The sequence below is a fragment of the Streptomyces sp. NPDC088387 genome (assembly GCF_044753385.1).
Classification (GTDB): Bacteria; Actinomycetota; Actinomycetes; order Streptomycetales; family Streptomycetaceae; genus Streptomyces.
The window spans coordinates 203,335-222,607 of sequence record NZ_JBIVNC010000003.1; the positions used below are offsets into that span (position 1 = coordinate 203,335).

The 19,273-nt window shown below is 69.7% G+C and carries 12 protein-coding genes and 1 riboswitch; of the genes, 4 read left to right on the forward strand and 8 right to left on the reverse strand.

Translation table 11 applies throughout. The annotated features are described in order from the left end of the window. Positions 1-164: 164 nt before the first annotated feature. From cydD to hisC, 4 genes are all read right to left on the reverse strand, one after another. Positions 165-3,650, reverse strand: a complete 3,486-nt coding sequence (gene cydD, locus ACIQAC_RS09125) for a thiol reductant ABC exporter subunit CydD (RefSeq protein ID WP_402188508.1) — start codon at positions 3,648-3,650, stop codon at positions 165-167. A gap of 74 nt (positions 3,651-3,724) precedes the next feature. Beyond that, entirely contained in the window at positions 3,725-4,732 is a 1,008-nt protein-coding gene (cydB, locus tag ACIQAC_RS09130; RefSeq protein WP_402188510.1) for a cytochrome d ubiquinol oxidase subunit II, read from the reverse strand. 20 nt (positions 4,733-4,752) lie between these two features. After that, a complete protein-coding gene (locus ACIQAC_RS09135; protein ID WP_402188512.1) occupies positions 4,753-6,261 on the reverse strand; it encodes a cytochrome ubiquinol oxidase subunit I in 1,509 nt (502 codons plus the stop codon). 340 nt (positions 6,262-6,601) lie between these two features. Continuing rightward, complete coding sequence (hisC, locus tag ACIQAC_RS09140) at positions 6,602-7,681, reverse strand: histidinol-phosphate transaminase (protein ID WP_402188514.1); 1,080 nt, start codon at positions 7,679-7,681, stop codon at positions 6,602-6,604. A 467-nt stretch (positions 7,682-8,148) separates the two neighbouring features. Between hisC and ACIQAC_RS09145 the strand changes: the two genes are divergently transcribed. From ACIQAC_RS09145 to ACIQAC_RS09155, 3 genes are all read left to right on the forward strand, one after another. Further along, positions 8,149-9,261: a LacI family DNA-binding transcriptional regulator gene (locus ACIQAC_RS09145; RefSeq protein ID WP_402188516.1), complete on the forward strand. Its 1,113-nt coding sequence runs from the start codon at positions 8,149-8,151 to the stop codon at positions 9,259-9,261. A 326-nt stretch (positions 9,262-9,587) separates the two neighbouring features. Next, positions 9,588-10,691 (forward strand): metallophosphoesterase family protein, encoded by a 1,104-nt coding sequence (locus ACIQAC_RS09150; protein ID WP_402189270.1) that lies wholly within the window; start codon positions 9,588-9,590, stop codon positions 10,689-10,691. Positions 10,692-10,904: 213 nt separating this feature from the next. Continuing rightward, positions 10,905-11,771, forward strand: a complete 867-nt coding sequence (locus tag ACIQAC_RS09155) for a hypothetical protein (RefSeq protein WP_402188518.1) — start codon at positions 10,905-10,907, stop codon at positions 11,769-11,771. An 80-nt stretch (positions 11,772-11,851) separates the two neighbouring features. Here ACIQAC_RS09155 and ACIQAC_RS09160 read toward each other — a convergent pair whose 3' ends face one another. The 3 genes from ACIQAC_RS09160 to thiC form a co-directional block, all read right to left on the reverse strand. Further along, the gene (locus tag ACIQAC_RS09160; protein ID WP_402188520.1) at positions 11,852-13,282 is read right to left on the reverse strand and encodes a VWA domain-containing protein; all 1,431 of its coding nucleotides are present in this window, start codon (positions 13,280-13,282) and stop codon (positions 11,852-11,854) included. A 79-nt stretch (positions 13,283-13,361) separates the two neighbouring features. Further along, on the reverse strand, positions 13,362-14,051 hold the full coding sequence (locus tag ACIQAC_RS09165; protein ID WP_402188522.1) for a GAF and ANTAR domain-containing protein: 690 nt from the start codon (positions 14,049-14,051) through the stop codon (positions 13,362-13,364). 253 nt (positions 14,052-14,304) lie between these two features. Then, on the reverse strand, positions 14,305-16,125 hold the full coding sequence (gene thiC, locus ACIQAC_RS09170; protein WP_402188524.1) for a phosphomethylpyrimidine synthase ThiC: 1,821 nt from the start codon (positions 16,123-16,125) through the stop codon (positions 14,305-14,307). Continuing rightward, positions 16,118-16,307: riboswitch (TPP riboswitch) on the reverse strand. Its footprint overlaps the gene before it by 8 nt. A gap of 557 nt (positions 16,308-16,864) precedes the next feature. Here thiC and ACIQAC_RS09175 point away from each other — a divergent pair. After that, positions 16,865-18,550 carry a YibE/F family protein gene (locus ACIQAC_RS09175; RefSeq protein WP_402188526.1) on the forward strand — a complete coding sequence of 562 codons (1,686 nt, stop codon included), beginning with the start codon at positions 16,865-16,867 and terminating at the stop codon, positions 18,548-18,550. A gap of 243 nt (positions 18,551-18,793) precedes the next feature. On the opposite strand, the gene ACIQAC_RS09180 is transcribed toward ACIQAC_RS09175, so the two are convergent. After that, a complete protein-coding gene (locus ACIQAC_RS09180; RefSeq protein ID WP_402188528.1) occupies positions 18,794-19,240 on the reverse strand; it encodes an SsgA family sporulation/cell division regulator in 447 nt (148 codons plus the stop codon). Positions 19,241-19,273: the final 33 nt, after the last annotated feature.

Genomic DNA, 19,273 nt, shown 5'->3' on the forward strand with positions numbered 1-19,273 from the left:
GTAATTAGTCCTATTTCGCAGGGAAAGTCGAGACCGCCGCCGCCGCACGGGGGCCGGGGTTCCCACTGCCTGCGAGGCAGAGTGCCGGTATCTCCGCGGCAAGGCTCCCACCGCTCGCCGTAGGGGCAGCGAGGCTTCTGCCGGCCCCCACGGCGAGCGGGCCGCTACACCGCCCCCACCAGCACGTCCGCCTCCGCCTCCCGCTCCGCGAGCTCCCGCAGGGGCCCGTCCGCCGCCGCCAGCTCGGCGTACGTGCCGCGCTGCACCACCCGACCCGCGTCCAGCACGACCACCTCGTCGACCGCGTCAAGGCCGGCCAGCCGATGGGTGATCAGCAGGGTCGTACGGCCCTCGGTGGCGGCCAGCAGATCGGCGGTGAGCGCGTCGGCCGTCGGCAGGTCGAGGTGTTCGGCGGGCTCGTCGAGGATCAGTACGGGGAAGTCGGCGAGCAGCGCACGGGCGAGGGCAAGCCGCTGCCGCTGTCCGCCGGACAACCGCGCCCCGTGCTCACCGACCAGTGTGTCCAGCCCGTCCGGCAGCCCGTCGGCCCAGTCCAGCAGCCGGGCGCGGCCGAGCGCGTCACGCAGTTCGGCGTCGGTCGCGTCCCGCTTGGCGAGCAGCAGGTTCTCCCGCACCGAACTGTCGAAGAGGTGGGCGTCCTGCGCGCACAGCCCGACCAGCCGCCGTACGTCGTCGCCGTCGAGGGCGTACGCGTCCACCCCGGCCAGCGTGTATCCGCCGGCGTCCGCGTCCAGGAACCGCAGCAGCACCTGCGCCAGCGTGGTCTTGCCGGCCCCGGACGGTCCCACGACGGCGATCCGGCGCCCTTCGCCGAGGGTCAGGTCGACCCCGGCGAGCGCGTCCCGGTCCTGGCCCGCGTACCGGGCGGTGAGTCCCTTGACGACGACCGGGAACGGCGAGGCGGGCGCCTGCCGGGGCCGCTCCGGTTCCCGCACCGGCTCGGGCGCGTCCAGCACCTCGTACACCCGCTCGGCGCTCTTGCGCACCCGCTGCCGGAACCGCACGGCGAGGGGCATCCCGAGGACGGCCTCGAAGGCGGCCAGCGGGGTGAGGACGACCACGGCGAGGAGCAGTCCGTCCAGGCGTCCGGCGGCGACCGCCTGGACACCGACGAGCGCGGTGGCGGCGACCGTGACGCCGGAGACCAGCGCGGTCAGCCCGTCGCCGAGCGCGGTCGCGGTGGCCGCCCGGGAGGCGATCCGGGTGAGTACGGAGTCGGCCTCGCGGGTCTCGGCGGTACGGGCGGGCAGGGCGCCGGCGACGGTGAGTTCGGCCGTGCCGGTCAGCAGGTCGGTCACGCGGGTGGCCAACGCCCCGCGCGCGGGGGCGAGCCGGCGTTCCGCGCGCCGCGCCACGGCACCGGTGACGAGCGGCACCCCGGCCCCGGCGACCAGCAGCCCCACGGCGAGTACCGCGCCCGCCTCGGGCAGCAGCCAAGCCGTGAAGCCGACGGACGCGGCCGAGACCATGACGGCGGCACCGGCCGGGAGCAGCCAGCGCAGCCAGTAGTCCTGGAGGGTGTCCACGTCGGAGACCAGCCGCGACAGCAGATCGCCTCGGCGGGTGCGGCGCAGCCCGGCGGGGGCCAGCCGCTCCAGGCGCCGGTACACGGCGACCCGGGTGTCGGCGAGCATCTTCAGCACCACGTCGTGCGACACCAGGCGCTCGGCGTACCGGAACACGGCCCGGCCGATCCCGAAGGTCCGTGTCGCCGTCACGGCCACCATCAGATAGAGCACCGGCGGTTGCTGCGAGGCCCGCGAGATCAGCCACCCCGAGGTGGCCATCAGACCCACGGCACTGCCGAGGGCGAGGCTGCCGAGCAGCAGGGCCGACGCGAGCCCGCCGCGCCGGGTGCCGGACATGGCCCGGACCCGGGCGAGCACCCCGCCCCGGTGCACCGCCGGCTCCGGCTCGTGGCCACCCGCCTCGGCGTCCGGGGTGTACTCGGCCGGACGCTCGACGGCGGGACCCGCGGCCAGTACCGGCGCGGGCGCCACGGGCTCCGCCAGCCGCACCACCCGGTCGGCCACGCCGAGCAGCGCCGGCCGGTGCACCACGAGCAGCACGGTCCGGCCTGCCGCCAGCCGCCTTACCGCGGTGACGACCTCGGCCTCGGTCTCCCCGTCCAGCGCGGCCGTCGGCTCGTCGAGCAGCAGGACCGGCCGGTCGGCGAGGAACGCGCGGGCCAGCGCCAGCCGCTGCCGCTGTCCCGCGGAGAGCCCGGCGCCGTCCTCGCCGAGCACGGTGTCGGCACCCTGGGGCAGGGCGTCGACGAACTCCAGCGCACCCGCGTCCGCGAGCGCCCGGCGTACGGCGGTGTCGTCCGCGTCCGGCCGGGCCAGCCGTACGTTCTCCGCGATGCTCGCGGCATACAGATGCGGCCGTTGCGGCACCCACGCGATCCGGGACCGCCAGGCGGCCGGGTCGATGTCGGCGAGGTCGGTGTCCCCGATCCGCACCCGGCCCTCGGTGGGCCGGACGAACCCCAGCAGGACGTTCAGGAGGGTGGACTTGCCAACGCCACTCGGGCCGACGAGGGCGACCGTCTCACCGGGTTCGACGCTGAGGGAGGCCTCGGTCACCGCGTCCGTGGACCGGCCCGGGTAGCGGACCGTGACACCCTCGAAGGTCAGCGCGCCGGCCGGGACCGGGCCGGTGCCCGCGTCCGGGACCGGCGTCTCCAGGACCGCGAAGATCTCCTCGGCGGCCGCGAGCCCCTCGGCCGCCGCGTGGTACTGGGCGCCCACCTGCCGCAGCGGCAGATACGCCTCGGGCGCGAGGATCAGGATCACCAGGCCGATGTACAGGTCCGTCTCGCCGTGCACGAGCCGCATGCCGATCGTGACGGCGACCAGCGCCACCGAGATCGTGGCGAGCAACTCCAGGGCGAACGAGGAGAGGAAGGCGATCCGCAGCGTCCGCATGGTCGCCTGGCGGTACTCGCCGGTGATGCGCTTGATCGACTCGGCCTGCGCCTTGGCCCGGCCGAAGACCTTCAAGGTCGGCAGCCCCGCGACGACGTCCAGGAAGTGCCCGGACAGCCGGGACAGCAGCTGCCACTGACGGTCCATCCGGGACTGGGTCGCCCAGCCGATCAGCACCATAAAGACCGGGATCAGCGGGAGCGTGCCCACGATGATCGCGGCGGAGACCCAGTCCTCGGTGACGATCCGCGCCAGCACGGCTACGGGCACCACGACCGCGAGCCCCAACTGCGGCAGATAGCGCGAGAAGTAGTCGTCCAGCGCGTCGATCCCCCGCGTGGCGAGGGCGACCAGCGAACCGGTCCGCTGCCCGCTCAACCAGCCGGGGCCCAGAGCCGCGGCGCGCTCCAGCAGCTTGCCGCGCAGTTCCGACTTCACCGCCGCGCTCGCCCGATGGGCGGCAAGCTCGGTGAGCCAGGAGATCAGCGCACGGCCGAGCGCGACGGCGACCAACAGCAGCAGGGGAGTACGGAGTTCGGAGCCGGACAGCCCGTCCTGGAAGGCGCCGACCACCACCTCGGCGATCAGCATGGCCTGGGCGATGACCAGACCGGCCCCAAGGACGCCCAGGCCAACGATCGCCACCAGGAAGAGCCGGGTGGCTCGGGCGTAGCGCAGAAGACGCGGATCGATTGGTTTCACGTGAAACAGGCCCTTCGGTCCGATCGGTCCTCCGGGGGGATGTTTCACGTGAAACATCCCCCCGGATGCCGGACTTAGTGTGCGACGTCCGCAGCGATGTGCTGCGTTCCGATCCGCTTGCGGAACACCCAGTAGGTCCACGACTGGTAGAGCAGCACGATCGGTGTGGCGATCGCCGCGCACCAGGTCATGATCTTCAGGGTGTACGGGCTCGACGAGGCGTTGGTGACCGTGAGGCTCCACTCGTCATTGAGCGAGGACGGCATGACATTCGGGAAGAGCGAGAGGAACAGCATCGCCACGGCGGCTACGATGGTCACCCCGGACAGTGCGAACGACCAGCCCTCACGCCCCGCCTGATTGGCCACCAGCGCCACGACGAGCGCGGCCACCGCCACCACAAGAGCGACCAGGCTCTTGCCGTCGCCGCTGTCGACCTGCGTCCACACCAGGAAGATCAACGCCAGCACGGCGGTGAGCAGACCGACCTGAAGCGCCAGCTTCCGCGCCCGCTGCCGGATGTCACCCACCGTCTTGAGAGCCGTGAACACCGTGCCGTGGAAGGTGAACAGCGTCAGCGTCACCAGCCCGCCGAGCACGGCATAGGGGTTGAACAGATCCCAGAAGGTGCCGACGTACTCGAAGTCCTGGTCGATCTTCACTCCGCGCACGATGTTGCCGAAGGCCACGCCCCACAGGAAGGCCGGGATCAGCGAGGTCCAGAAGATCGCGGTCTCCCAGTTGCGCTGCCAGTTCTCCTCGGGCCGCTTGGCACGGTACTCGAAGGCCACGCCCCGGACGATCAGGCAGACCAGGATGATCAGCAGAGGCAGATAGAAGCCGGAGAAGAGCGTGGCGTACCACTCGGGGAAGGCGGCGAAGGTGGCGCCGCCCGCGGTGAGCAGCCACACCTCGTTGCCGTCCCAGACCGGACCGATCGTGTTGATCAGAACCCGCTTCTCGGTCCGGTCACGGGCGAGCAGCTTGGTGAGGACGCCGACCCCGAAGTCGAAGCCCTCCAGGAAGAAGTAGCCGGTCCACAGGACGGCGATCAGGACGAACCAGACGTCGTGCAGTTCCATGACAGTGCAGCTCCCTCGGCCTAGTACGAGAAGGCCATCGGCTTGTCGGCGTCACGGGAGTCGCCGCCGATCTTCGTGGGCGGATTCAGGTCGGCCTCGGTCAGTTCGGGTGGGCCGGCCTTGACGTACTTCGCGAGCAGCTTGACCTCGATCACGGCGAGGATCGCGTAGAGCGAGGTGAAGACGATCATCGAGGTGAGGACCTCGCCCTGGGAGACGCCGGGGGAGACCGCGTCGCGGGTCTGGAACAGGCCGTAGACGACCCAGGGCTGACGGCCCATCTCGGTGAAGATCCAGCCCCAGGAGTTGGCGATCAGCGGGAAGGCCAGGGTCCAGATCGCGATGCGCCAGTACCAGGTGGTGAGCCGGGGACCGAGCGGGTTCTTGCGGAACAGGACCAGATGCGGCACCTCGTCCTCGCCCGTCCGCAGATGCTGTGGCAGCAGGAACTTCCTGCGGGTCAGCCAGAGCCCGGCCAGACCGATCATGAGGGAGGTCATCCCGAAGCCGATCATCCAGCGGAAGCCCCAGTAGGCGACGGGGATGTTGGGCCGGTAGTCGCCGGGACCGTACTTCTCCTGCTCGGACTTGTTGACGTCGTTGATGCCGGGGACGTATGAGCTGAAGTCGTCCTTGGCGAGGAAGGACAGCAGGCCCGGGATCTCTATGGCGACCTTGTTGTGGCCCTTCTCCACATCGCCGTAGGCGAAGATGGAGAAGGGGGCCGGCGCCTCGCCGTCCCAGAGTGCCTCCGCCGCGGCCATCTTCATCGGCTGCTGCTCGTACATGATCTTGCCGAGTGTGTCGCCGCTCACCGCGGTGAGCAGGCCGCCGACGGCGACGGTGACCAGGCCGAGCCGCAGCGAGGTCCTCATCTCCCGGATGTGCTTCTTGCGCAGCAGATGGAAGGCGGAGATGCCGACCATAAAGGCGCCACCGGTGAGGAAGGCCGCCGACAGGGTGTGGAAGGCCTGCGCGAGGGCGGTGTTCTGGGTGAGCACCAGCCAGAAGTCGGTGAGCTCGGCGCGTCCGCGCTCACCGTTGATCTTGTAGCCGACCGGGTGCTGCATCCAGGAGTTGGCCGCGAGGATGAAGTACGCCGACAGGATCGTGCCGATCGAGACCATCCACATGCAGGCCAGGTGGATCTTCTTGGGCAGCTTGTCCCAGCCGAAGATCCACAGGCCGATGAAGGTGGACTCGAAGAAGAAGGCGATGAGGGCCTCGAACGCGAGGGGCGCACCGAAGACGTCACCGACGAACCGCGAGTAGGCGGACCAGTTCATGCCGAACTGGAACTCCTGCACGATGCCGGTGACCACACCCATCGCGATGTTGATCAGGAAGAGCTTCCCCCAGAACTTCGTCGCCCTGAGGTACTTCTCCTTCTCCGTGCGCACCCAGGCGGTCTGTAGGCCGGCGGTGAGGGCCGCCAGCGAGATCGTCAGAGGGACGAACAGGAAGTGGTAGACGGTGGTGATACCGAACTGCCAACGCGCCAAAGTCTCCGGCGCCAAAGCCAATTCCACGTCCTCAGTCTCCTTACATCGCCGTGGACACAGCGGCAGTCTGCCCCTTTTGTCACACACATCACGGGAGCAACCGGGACACGCTTGTGAACGCGTTCACATTCACAAGCCATTATGACGTACCGATTTTCGACGTTCGACGGGGGGTGCCACCTTGCCGCCGACCGCCGACCGCCGGGCACGTCGCCCTCCGGGCCGCGGCGACGCCCTGCCGCTCCCTTACGGGCCCATGCCGAACTCAGCGTCGGCGACCCCCGTGCGGATGGGGGTCGCCGACGCCTGAGGAGTTGTCGGTGTCCGAAGGTTGCCGGCGTCTGAGGTGCAGCGAAGAGGAGAGGGGCTACAGCTCCTTGCCGAACGCCTCCGTCACCTTCAGGAAGATGTCGTTCGCCTCGGTCTCGCCGATCGTCACCCTGACCCCCTCACCGGGGAACGGCCGGACCACCACACCCGCCTGCTCACAGGCCGCCGCGAACTCGACGGTGCGCTCCCCCAGCCGCAGCCACACGAAGTTGGCCTGGGTCTCGGGCACCGTCCAGCCCTGGGAGCGCAGTCCGTCGGCCACGCGGGTGCGCTCGCCGATCAGCGAGCCGACGCGGCCCAGCAGTTCGTCCTCCATCCGCAGCGAGGCGATCGCCGCCTCCTGCGCGATCTGGCTCACACCGAACGGCACCGCGGTCTTGCGCAGCGCCGCCGCGACCGGCTCATGGGCGATGGCGAAACCGATCCGCAGCCCGGCGAGACCGTACGCCTTGGAGAAGGTGCGCAGCACGCAGACGTTCGGCCGCTGCCGGTACAGCTCGACACCGTCCGGGACCTCGGGGTCGCGGATGAACTCCCGGTACGCCTCGTCCAGCACCACCAGGACATCGCTGGGCACCCGGTCCAGGAAGCGCTCCAGCTCGGCCCGCCGGACGACGGTGCCGGTCGGGTTGTTGGGGTTGCACACGAAGATCAGCCGGGTGCGGTCGGTGATGGCGTCCGCCATCGCGTCCAGGTCGTGCACCTCGCCGGACGTCAGCGGCACCTGCACCGAACGCGCACCGCTGATCTGCGTGATGATCGGGTACGCCTCGAAGGACCGCCAGGCGTAGATGACCTCGTCGCCCGCGGCGGCCGTCGCCTGGATCAGCTGCTGAGCGACGCCGACCGAGCCGGTGCCGGTGGCCAGGTGGGCGAGCGGCACCCCAAAACGGTCCGACAGCTCGCTCATCAGGCCCGTGCAGGCCATGTCCGGGTAGCGGTTGAAGTTCGCGACGGCGGCGGCAACCTGCTCCATCACCCCGGGCAGCGGGGGATAGGGGTTCTCGTTGGAGGACAGCTTGTAGGCGACCGGGCCTCCGGCGGCAGCGGGCTTGCCGGGCTTGTAGGTGGGGATCCCTTCCAGCTCGGCGCGCAGCTTGGGGCTCGTCTCGCTCACCGCAGTCCTCCTCGTGACCACCGGCGGCCCATCCCGGCCGCCGGCTTCCCATGCTCGTCACCTTATGAGGATTTCTCCCCCCTGCGTACTGGTGGGGAGAGGTGACCGTGCACCGCCCGGACGGACGCCCTCGGGCCCCTGGGTGAGGTGACCCTTAATCGCCACATACGCATCAGGGGCAACATCGTACGAACTTGTACGAATCCAAGGGGCGCTTCACATATATCTACGCGCCGGTGGCTCACGCCGTGGCGCGCATCACCCATGCAGGTGAGTTGAGACCTCTTCGAGACATCGGGCACTTGGCAGGTCGGTGCTCGCCGACAAGTCACGTACTGCATTACGAGCCGTCAACTCCCTTACATTCCAAGGCAATTGATGCAGAACGACCATGCAGAAACGTGCCTGTCAACGGGTGCATATGCGTCCGCCCTACCCCACCGAATGCGCCCTACTATCGGCTCGCCATGACAGCAGCAGGGAAGCACCAGGTGAGCCGCGCGGAAACCTCACGGCGAGGAAGCCGGCCGAGCCGGGCGGGCATCAGAGATGTGGCCGCCGCCGCCGGAGTGTCCATCACGACCGTCTCCGATGCCCTGAACGGCAAAGGCAGGCTCCCCGACGCCACCCGACGCCACGTCCGCGAAGTCGCCGACCGACTCGGGTACCGCCCCTCGGCCGCGGCCAGAACCCTCCGTACCGGCAAGTCGGGCCTCATCGGCCTGACCGTGACGACGTACGGGGATGAACCTTTCACCTTCACCGAGTTCGCCTACTTCGCCGAGATGGCGAGAGCCGCGACCTCGGCCGCACTCGCCCGTGGCTACGCGCTGGTCATCCTGCCGGCGACGTCCCGCCACGACGTGTGGTCGAACGTCGCGCTGGACGGCACGGTCGTCATCGACCCGTCCGACCAGGACCCGGTGGTCAGCGAACTGGTCCGGCAGGGTTTACCGGTCGTCTCCGACGGCCGCCCGGCCGGCTCACTGCCGGTGACCGCGTGGGTGGACAACGACCACGAGGCGGCCGTACTCGGCATCCTCGACCATCTTGCCGACGCCGGCGCCCGTCGGATCGGCCTGCTGACCGGGACCACCACCGACACGTACACCCACCTCTCCACCACCGCATACCTTCGCTGGTGCGAACGCGTGGGGCAGGATCCGGTGTACGAGGCCTACCCCGCCCACGACCCGTGCGCGGGCGCCGTCGCCGCCGACCGACTACTCGCCCGCCCGGACCGGCCCGACGCGGTCTACGGCCTCTTCGACCCGAACGGCACCGATCTGCTCGCCGCGGCCCGCCGCTACGGGCTGCGGGTCCCCGACGACCTACTCCTCGTGTGCTGTAGCGAATCCACGGTGTACGCCAACACCGAGCCGCCCGTCACCACGCTCTCGCTGAAGCCGCGCCGGATCGGTACGGCGGTGGTGCAGCTGCTGATCGACGCGATCGAGAGCGTCGACTCCGACCAGCCGGTCGAGCAGGTGATACCGACGGAACTGATCGTGCGTACGTCGTCGCAGCGGAGGTCGCCGCGGACGACGGTCAGTCCGCCGAGGTCTCCCGAGGAGCAGTAGGGGCGCGGGGGGGTGCCGGAGAGTGGGAGCGGCCCGGCAGACGTCGGGCGGCCTGTCGAACGGGGGTCGGCGGGCCGCTCGGCAGCCGACACGTCGGCCATCCCGACGCCTTGGTCGCCCCCGGCGGAGCCGCCGGCACCCCGCGACGCCTCTCCGAGGCCGGGCAAAGACCTGCCCAATCGGGGCGAAAGCCGCGGTGAACAGGAGTCTTGCTCCGATTCACCACCCCTGGGTCATCACATGGCACGATCCGCATTCCTATGATGGGCCCACGACACCGCGGGCCGCTGCGACCAGGCAGTCCGATGCGGTGCAGCGGCGGCGCGATGGTGGAGGGGTCGATGACTCAGGGGGCCGGTCAGGGACCCGAGGTGGAGCGCACGGCGACGTTGCGCGACTTCCGGGTGCCCGCGTACGTCAACGAGACCGGCCCGTACGCCCACAGCATGCAGCCCGGCGCGGCCGCCGGGCCCGTCGCGCAGCCCGTCGACCACCCCGACGAGTACACGCCCACCCAGCGCGACCTCCCGGTCATCAACCGGGGTGACACTGTGCAGGTGACCGTCGAACCCGACCCGGAGCCCGGGTCCGCCGCCCCGTCCGACACCGGCCCCGGCCCGCTCTACGTCGTCGGCGACGTGCACGGCTACTTCCACGAGCTGATCGCCGCGCTCCAGGAGCAGGGCCTGATCGACGACTCCGGCCAGTGGTGCGCGGGCACCGCGCGGCTGTGGTTCCTCGGCGACTTCACGGACCGCGGTCCGGACGGCATCGGTGTCATCGACCTGGTGATGCGGCTGTCCGCCGAGGCCGCCGCGGCCGGCGGCTACTGCAAGGCCCTGATGGGCAATCACGAACTGCTGCTCATCGGCGCCAAGCGGTTCGGCGACACCCCCGTCAACTCCGGTGCGGGCACCGCCACCTTCCAGGCGGCCTGGCTGCTCAACGGCGGCCAGAAGACCGACATGGACCGCCTCCAGGACCACCATCTCCAGTGGATGGCCCGCCTGGACGCCGTCGAGGAGGTCGACGGCCACCTCCTGGTCCACTCGGACACCACCGCCTACCTCGACTACGGCCGCTCGATCGAGGAAGTCAACGACACCGTCCGCGAGACCCTCACACGCAACGACGCCGACGAGGTCTGGGATCTGTTCCGCAAGTTCACCAAGCGGTTCTCCTTCCGCGACGAGGGCGGCGCCGACCATGTGCGCTCGCTGCTCGATACGTATGGCGGCACCCGCATCGTTCACGGCCACAGTCCGATTCCGTATCTGCTCGGCGAGGTCGGCTCCGAGGACGGCGAGGAGAGCGCGGGACCCGTGGTCGAGGGGCCGCACGTGTACGCCGACGGGCTCGCCATCGCGATGGACGGCGGCGTGACCATGGCCGGAAAACTGCTCGTTCAGCAACTGCCCCTGCATATCTGACGGTTCCCCGTGCATACCCGCGGGATTCCGGGGCAGACGTCCCATCCGACGGTTGGGCGTACGACGGCGCAGGACACGGGGCTATTTCGGTAAACCCCCTGTCACCGTGTGCCGTCACCGCTCTACCATCGGCTTATCCGTAGCAGGCTCCCCTCCGTTTCTGCCCGACGGCTCGTTGGCATGCGAGCCCCAAGCCCTACGGAGCATCGGGGGATGCACATGAACAGCGTTCCGCAGCACCTGCTGAGCGAGGACCGCCAGGAATACGAGCGGATCCTCGATGAGGCGCTGCGCTCCGCACCAACCCGACCGGAGCTGACCGCTGTAGGCCAGCGGCTCAACCCCGAACAGCTGCGCACCATGGCGCTCAACGCCACCGCACTCATCACGGCGGCCGCGGCGACCGAGTACCAGCACTACGTGAAGGTCCGCGAGGAACTGCGCCAGCCGGCGCCGTCCACCCCGTCGTCCGGCCACGACTCCGGCTCCAGTGAGTCGGGTTCGGGCACGGTGGGGCTCGCCGCCACCATGGGAGAGGTCACCGAGGCCGCCGGCGCGGGCGTTGTCGCCGTCGTCGCGGTGCTGGCTCCCGTCCTCGCCGGAACGGCCGCGGCGATCTTCCTGCTCGTCGGCTATCTCCTCCGGACGGTGACGCCCGACCTGTCGTTCGGCGAAACGCTCGTCACGACCGGCTGGGTGTTCGGCGCCGTCACGGCCGTGGCGATCCTGGTCGCCGCCGTCGGGCTGCTGATCACCGCACTGCACAACCGCCCGTCCCGGGAAGCCGGTCCCTACGGCGAACCGAACGGGGAGGTGGCGCTGGCCAGGGAAGCCTGGCGCGATGCGCTGCTGGAGCGAGGCATCCTGCCGTTCCTGCGCGAAGCGCTCGCCACCCCCGGTGCGACCGCCCTGCACAGTACGGCTCCGTCGGCCCCGGCCAGCCGTATGCCGCACCTCGGCTACGACCGTCCGGGCTTCTCCAGCCCCGGCGACGGCGCCTCCCCGGGCTCCCGTCCGAGCTTCTCCAGCCCGGACTACACAAGCCCGGACTTCGGAGGCCCGGAACACCGGCCGGAGTAACCACCCACCCGCGCTCCCGCACGGACACCCACCGGGGTCCGGGGCGGGGGCGTGAGTCGGTGGGTCTCTCTGTGCCCGCCCTAGAGGATCCCCGCGCGGCCCGCCGCCGTGATCCAGCTCGGGAACTCCGAGAGCAGCCGGTCGTACAGCTCCGCGTCCGGGACCGTGCTGATGTCGTCCACGGCGAAGAAGCCGACGTTGTCGACGCGGCGGCCGGTCAGGGTGTCCAGCCGCTCCAGCACGCCGTAGTTCGACTTCCCCAGCCCCACGAACTGCCAGAAGATCGGCTCGTCCACGGCCTCCCGCAACTGCTGCTCGATCTGTGCGTTGCGGTAGACGCCGCCGTCGGAGAAGAACAGCACCAGCGTGGGTGCCGCCGCCGGGTTCTCTCGTACGAAGGCGCGGACTTCGGCGATGACCTTCTGTTCCTCGTTCTGGATGCCGACCGTCCGCATGTCGACCTGGCCCGGCTCCATGCCTCGCTTCGTCTTCTTGCGCCCGAAGAGGCTCAACTGGCCCACCCGCACATGCAGTCGCAGCCACTCGGGCAGCTCCCCCAGCAGCAGATCGGGCAGCCGCGCGGGATTCGACGCGAACGTCCACGCCTGCATCTCACCATCGTCGTCCAGCTGCGCCGCCACGGCGGCCATCCGCTCCACCACGTCGGCGACGACCCCGCGCGAGTACAGGAACGACATCGATCCGGACGCGTCGAGCACCAGAATCACCCGGGCGGTGACGCCCTCGGCGCCGTGCTTGCGCAGGCTGACCGCGACCTGCTCCTTGCGCAACGAGAGCCGCTTGCGCATGTCGACGGGCAGCTTCTCCTCACCCTTGGTGAGGCGGACACCGGCGGGCATCGCGGGCGGACCGCCCTGCCGGTACGGATACGGGGACTGGACCGGGGGCGGCGGCGTGACCTGCGGGTACGAGGGCGAGGCCGGGGCCGGGGAGGTGACCGTCGCCGCCGTGTCGCCCTCCTCGTCGACCGTGATGCCGAAGTCCGTGGCCAGCCCCGCGAGCCCGGAGGCGTACCCCTGCCCCACCGCCCGGAATTTCCACTTCCCCTGCCGCAGATACAGCTCACCGCCGATGAACGCCGTCTCCGTGCCGGCCGCCATCTCGAACCGGGCCAGCTCCGCCGACGTACCGGCGTCCAGCAGCCGCAGCGTCAGCCCGGGTACCTGGCCGAAGGTCCCGCCGTCGGCCGAGGCGCACAGGACGATCCGCTCCACGGCCGCCTCCAGCGCGCCGAAACGCACCCCGACCGTGTCCGCCATACCCGCGCCCGTCTGCTGTTTCCCCAGGTGGGTGACTGCTCCGGAGGTGTGGTGCGGTTGGTTGTAGAAGACGAAGTCGCCGTCGTCCCGGACCCGCCCGTCGGCGGTGAGCAGCAGCGCCGAAGCGTCCACATCGGGCACACCTGGCCCCGCCGACCAGCAGAGCTCGACCCGTACCTCGGCGGCCTCGACCGGGAGGTTGGCGCCCTTGCTCAGTGCACTCGATGTCATGGGCCCAGTCTGCCGACCGGCCGTGGCCCTGACGACCTCCCCGGCGTCTCCGTTCCACCACCGCGGGTGCGGACACGGCTTAGGTGAGACCGCCGCGGTCGCAGATGATGCGGGCCACGTCGCGGAGCTTGATGTTGTTCTCCTGCGAATAGCGGCGCAGTACGTCGAAGGCCTGGTCCTCGGTGATGTTGTGGCCGCCCATGATGATGCCCATGGCCTCGCCGATGAGGTGGCGGGTGTCGACGGCCTGTTCCAGCTGGGCCTGGGTGCGTGCGGCGGAGAAGGCGACCGCGGCGTGCGAGGCGAGGAGCCAGCCGGCCAGTTCGCTGGCCTCCGTGAAGACACCCGGCTTGCGGGAGTAGATGTTCAGCGCGCCGAAGTCCTCGTCCTCGGTGTAGAGGAGGAAGCCCATCATGCTGCCTATGCCCAGGTCACGGGCTTGCGGAGCGTATTTGGGCCAGCGTGGCTGCGGCTTGGTGAAGTCGGCGATACGGAAGACTCGGTCTCCCAGCGAGCTGCGGGCGGCGTCGAAGCAGGGCCCTTCGCCCGACTCCTCCTGAAGCTTGTCGGAGCTGACGACCAGCTCGTCGGTGGCGGCGATGGTCTCCACCTTCTTGCCGCGCAGCCTGAGAATGCCCGCCGACTCACACCCCTCGACGAGCTCGATCGCGGAGGCGGTGATCCGCTCCAGGGTGGCGGTGACCGACTCCTGTGCCAGGAGGTCGCGCGCCATGGCGGCCAGTTGTTGCGCGAACCGGGCCCAGTCCATGACTGCCTCCTCGCCCCACCTCATCCCGGTGACTTCATTCCAAGCTTCGCATGCGAACGACGGGGCCGGGCCGCTTGCGGGGTACCGAGGGGGGCGCCCTCGATCCGCGACAATTAACCAAACATGTGTTCAGTTTTCAAGGTGCGATGTCATCTCAAGGTGCGGTGTCGTTTCAAGGTGCGGTGTCGCTGTCGCGTTCCTCGCGGGGTCGGGTGCGGTCCGGGCCTCACCCGACCCCGCGAGGCGCGCTGCTTCAGTCGGCGAGCGGCAGGTACACCCTGTTGCCGCTGGCGGCGAACTCCTTCGACTTCTGGAGCATGCCTTCCGCGACCTCCTCGGGAGACGCCCCTTCGGCCGCGACACCACCGAAGCGCTCGTTGATGCTCTGGCTGATCTTCATGCTGCAGAACTTGGGGCCGCACATCGAGCAGAAGTGGGCTGTCTTCGCGGGTTCTGCCGGCAGGGTCTCGTCGTGGAACTCACGGGCCGTGTCCGGGTCGAGGGCCAGGTTGAACTGGTCCTCCCAGCGGAACTCGAAACGGGCGTCCGACAGCGCGTCGTCCCACTCCTGTGCTCCGGGGTGCCCCTTGGCGAGGTCGGCTGCGTGGGCGGCGATCTTGTAGGTGATGACGCCGGTCTTGACGTCGTCACGGTTGGGCAGGCCCAGATGTTCCTTGGGCGTGACATAGCAGAGCATGGCCGTGCCCCACCAGGCGATCATCGCGGCACCAATGCCGGAGGTGATGTGGTCGTACGCCGGCGCGACGTCCGTCGTCAGCGGGCCGAGCGTATAGAACGGAGCTTCATCACAGATCTCCTGCTGAAGGTCGATGTTCTCCTTGATCTTGTGCATCGGGACGTGTCCCGGGCCCTCGATCATGGTCTGTACGTTGAAACGCTTCGCGATCCGGTTGAGTTCCCCGAGCGTGCGCAACTCCGCGAACTGCGCCTCGTCGTTGGCGTCGGCGATCGAGCCCGGCCGCAGTCCGTCACCCAGCGAGTAGGTGATGTCGTAGGCGGCGAGGATCTCGCAGAGTTCCTCGAAGTTCTCGTAGAGGAACGAGTCCTTGTGGTGCGCGAGGCACCACGCGGCCATGATCGAGCCGCCGCGCGAGACGATGCCGGTCTTGCGGTTCGCCGTGAGCGGCACGAACGGCAGCCGCACACCCGCGTGGACGGTCATGTAGTCCACGCCCTGCTCGGCCTGTTCGAGGACCGTGTCCTTGTAGATCTCCCAGGTCAGCTCCTCGGCCCTGCCGTCGACCTTCTCCAGCGCCTGGTAGAGCGGCACGGTGCCGATGGGGACGGGGGAGTTGCGCAGCACCCACTCGCGGGTGGTGTGGATGTTCCGGCCGGTGGACAGGTCCATGACCGTGTCGGCGCCCCAGCGGGTCGCCCAGGTCATCTTCTCGACCTCCTCCTCGATGGAGGAAGTCACCGCCGAGTTTCCGATGTTGGCGTTGACCTTCACCAGGAATCGCTTGCCGATGATCATCGGCTCGATCTCCGGGTGGTTGACGTTGGCGGGCAGCACGGCCCGTCCCGCCGCGATCTCCTCGCGCACGACCTCGGGAGAAACGTTCTCCCTGACGGCCACGTACTCCATCTCCGGCGTGATCTCGCCCCGGCGTGCGTACGCAAGTTGCGTGACCGCGCTGCCGTCACGGCTCCGGCGCGGCTGACGAGGCCGGCCGGGGAAGACCGCATCGAGGTTGCGCAGGCCGCCTCGCGGCGACGTGTGCTTGATGCCGTCGTCCTCGGGGCGGACGGGGCGCCCCCCGTACTCCTCGGTGTCGCCGCGGGCGATGATCCAGTTCTCCCGCAACGGCGCCAGTCCCCTGCGAACATCAGTGGTGACCAGCGGATCGGTGTACGGGCCGGAGGTGTCGTACAGCGTGACGTCCTGCCCGTTGGTGAGATGCACCTGACGGACCGGCACACGCAGATCGGGGCGGGAGCCCTCGATGTACGCCTTGTGCCAGCCGATGGACTTCCCGGCCTCCTCGCTGGTGGCGATCTCCGTGTCGCTGGAGATCTGCGTGGAGGCAGGCGTGCGTGCGTCCTCGATGGTCATGAGACCTACTCCCTACGCCGGCATTACCCGGTAACAGGTTCGGCGGTCGACGCAGCGGTTCTCGTCTGTCGGCGTTCCATGGGATACGTCACTCGTGATGAGTGATGTTCCACGTGAAACATCGCGAAGACGAAGGTCAGCGCCCTCTCAGCCCGGTGCTCCGAGCTCCCGCGTGTACAAAGGTGACTCCACGCTAGCGTCAATTCGGGCGCGGTGAACAGAGGGCCCCTGCCGTTCTTGCGATGATCGGTCGGTGACCACACCGCAGGATCCCCCATTCCCTCCGCCGGAGCCGCCCCGCGAACCGGGCGATGCCTCCGGCTCCGGCCGCGGCCCCGGACCCGAAGCGGGACCGGACTACGAGACCGGCTCCGTACGCCGACTTGGCGCCCGCTCGGGGCCTCCGGCGGGGGCGAGTGACGGTCGTGGGGGCGGGGTTGGGGAGGGGGGCAGGGGTGTTGGGCCTGGTGTTGGTCGCGGCCCTGGTCCTGGGCCCGGTCCTGGTCCTGGTCTTGGCCCCGGTCCTGGTCCTGGGCCCGGCGGTCCTCGTGGTCAGGGTGCCGGTCCTGGCAGCCCGCATGGCCAAGGGCGCGCTCCTGGTGGTCAAGGGGCGGGTCGTGGTGGACAGGGGCCGGGTACTGGTGGTCAGAGGCTTGGACCCGGCGGTCAGGGGCGCGACTTCGGTGGTCCCCCTGGCGGGCAGGACTTCAACGAGCCGCAGGGGCAGCCGTACAGGCCCGTGCGGGGCGAGGGCTACGGCCCCAACGCCGGCGCAGGCTATGGTCCCGGCGGCAACGCGCCTGGTGACGGCCGTGGTCAGGCATCCGGCGGGGGTTACGGCGACGGCTATGGCGACGGTTACGGCGGTGGCCCTGGCGGCCACGGAAACGGGCCCGAGGGCCCGGGAGCCGACCCCCGCAATGGGCCCACCAACGGACCCGCCAACGGGCCGGACGACGGCCACAGGCATGGCCAGGGCAACGGCGGTCCCGGCAACGGGCACAGCGGCGGACACGGTGACCACCACGGCGACAATCACGGCGGCGGTCACGGACACGGCGACAACGGGCACGGCGGTGGGCACGGTCACTCCCACAGCCACGGTCCCGCCGCCCCGGTCTCCGTCCACCTACGTAAGATCATCGCGGCCATCCTCGTACCGTTCGCCGCTGCCGTCCTGGTCGGGCTCGGGCTGCTCTGGCCCGGTGGCGCACCGCCGCACGAGCGCACCGGTGTCGGTTTCGACCGGCAGACACAGGAAGCCACGGTCACCAGGATCGATCAGGTGGACTGCGCGTCGGTGAACGCCTCCGGGGGCACCCCGACCGGCGACACCTCCACCGCCGAGGGCTCCTCCGCCGTCCAGCAGGCCAAGGGCGACTGCAAGCGGGCCACGATCCGCGTCGACACCGGCACGGACAAGGGCCGTACGTTCACCGAGATCGTCCAGCCCGACCAGTCCCGCCAGTTGAAGCAGGGCCAGGAGGTCGTGGTCGCCTACGAGCCCTCGGCGCCCAAGGACCTTCAGTACTCGGTGACCGACATCAACCGGCGCCTCCCCATGACCCTGCTCGCCGGCATCTTCGCGCTCGCCGTTGTGGTCGTGGGCCGGCTGCGGGGGCTCATGGCGCTGGTCGCGCTGGCGATCAGCTTCCTGATCCTCAACTTCTTCATCCTGCCGGCCATCCTCCAGGGCTCGAACCCGCTGGTCGTGGCCGTGGTCGGAGCGAGCGCCATCATGCTGGTCGCGCTGTATCTGTGCCACGGGCTGTCGGCGAGAACCTCGGTCGCGGTACTCGGCACGCTGGTTTCCCTGCTGCTGATCGGCATCCTGGGCTCGCTGTTCATCGGCTGGGCGGCCCTCACCGGCGACACGGACGACAACACCGGTCTGATCCACGGCCTGTACCCGTCGATCGACATGAGCGGTCTGCTGCTGGCCGGCGTCATCATCGGCTCGCTCGGTGTGCTCGACGACGTGACGGTCACGCAGACCTCCGCGGTCTGGGAGCTGCACGAGGCCAACCCCACGATGGGCTGGAAGGGGCTGTACCGGGCCGGCATCCGGATCGGCCGCGACCACATCGCGTCGGTCGTCAACACACTCGTCCTCGCCTACGCCGGCGCCGCGCTCCCCCTGCTGCTGCTCTTCTCGATCGCCCAGAGCAGCGTGGGAGCAGTCGCCAACAGCGAGTTGGTCGCCGAGGAGATCGTGCGGACTCTGGTGGGTTCGATCGGTCTCGTCGCCTCGGTGCCCGTGACCACGGCACTCGCCGCCCTCGTCGTCTCGGCCGACCGCACGTCGAAGGGTTCGACGGGAGCGACCGCACCGACAGGACCGGCAGCACCGGACTCCACAACGCCGGGCGCACACCCTCCGGCCGGTACGCCCCGCACCGGCCGGGGTCGCCGCCGTAAGCGCTGAGAGCGGCGCGGAGGCGGGAACCCCGGGTATGGGTCGGAGAGGGATGCACGGGGTGAGCCGGCTCGGGAAACCCATCCCACCCGGTCCCCCGAGTCCCACGCCGGACCACGTCAACAAGCCCGACCACATCAACAAGCCGACCGCATCAACAAGCCCGACCGAAGAACCGTTCCTGCAAGCCTTCCGGACCCGTTCGCCGGTCCCAACGCCCCCGCTTGAGGAAGCGTTCCGCCCCAGAGCGGCTCAGCCCGCGCTCTGCTCCTCCGCCAGGATGCGGTCCAGAGTCTCGTCGAGGTGGGCGTCGAAGTCGGCGAGCGCGCCCTCCTGGCCCAGCGGCACCAGCTTGTCCGTACGGTCGAGGAAGGCCACGAGCGGCGCCGCCGAGGAGCGGAACAGGGCGTGGTCGCTGCCGACCTGAAGGCGGATCAGCACCTCGCCCAGCGTGTCCGCCTCGGCCGGCGACACATGGACGTCGCCCTCGCCGCAGGGGGTTCCCACACCGTCGATCAGCAGTTCCCGGCCGAAGGCCCAGGTCACCGGGGCGTCGCCGGGCAAGTGGAAGGTCAGCCGCACGGCGTACGGATCACCGGTCTCATAGCGCAGCTCCACCGGGATACGGAAGGAGAGCTCCTCGGAGACGAGAAAGCTCATCATGACCTCTGCCTGAACTGCCTGTACGGACTCGCGCATCGCCTACCCCGCCATGTGCCGGTCGAGTGGCCG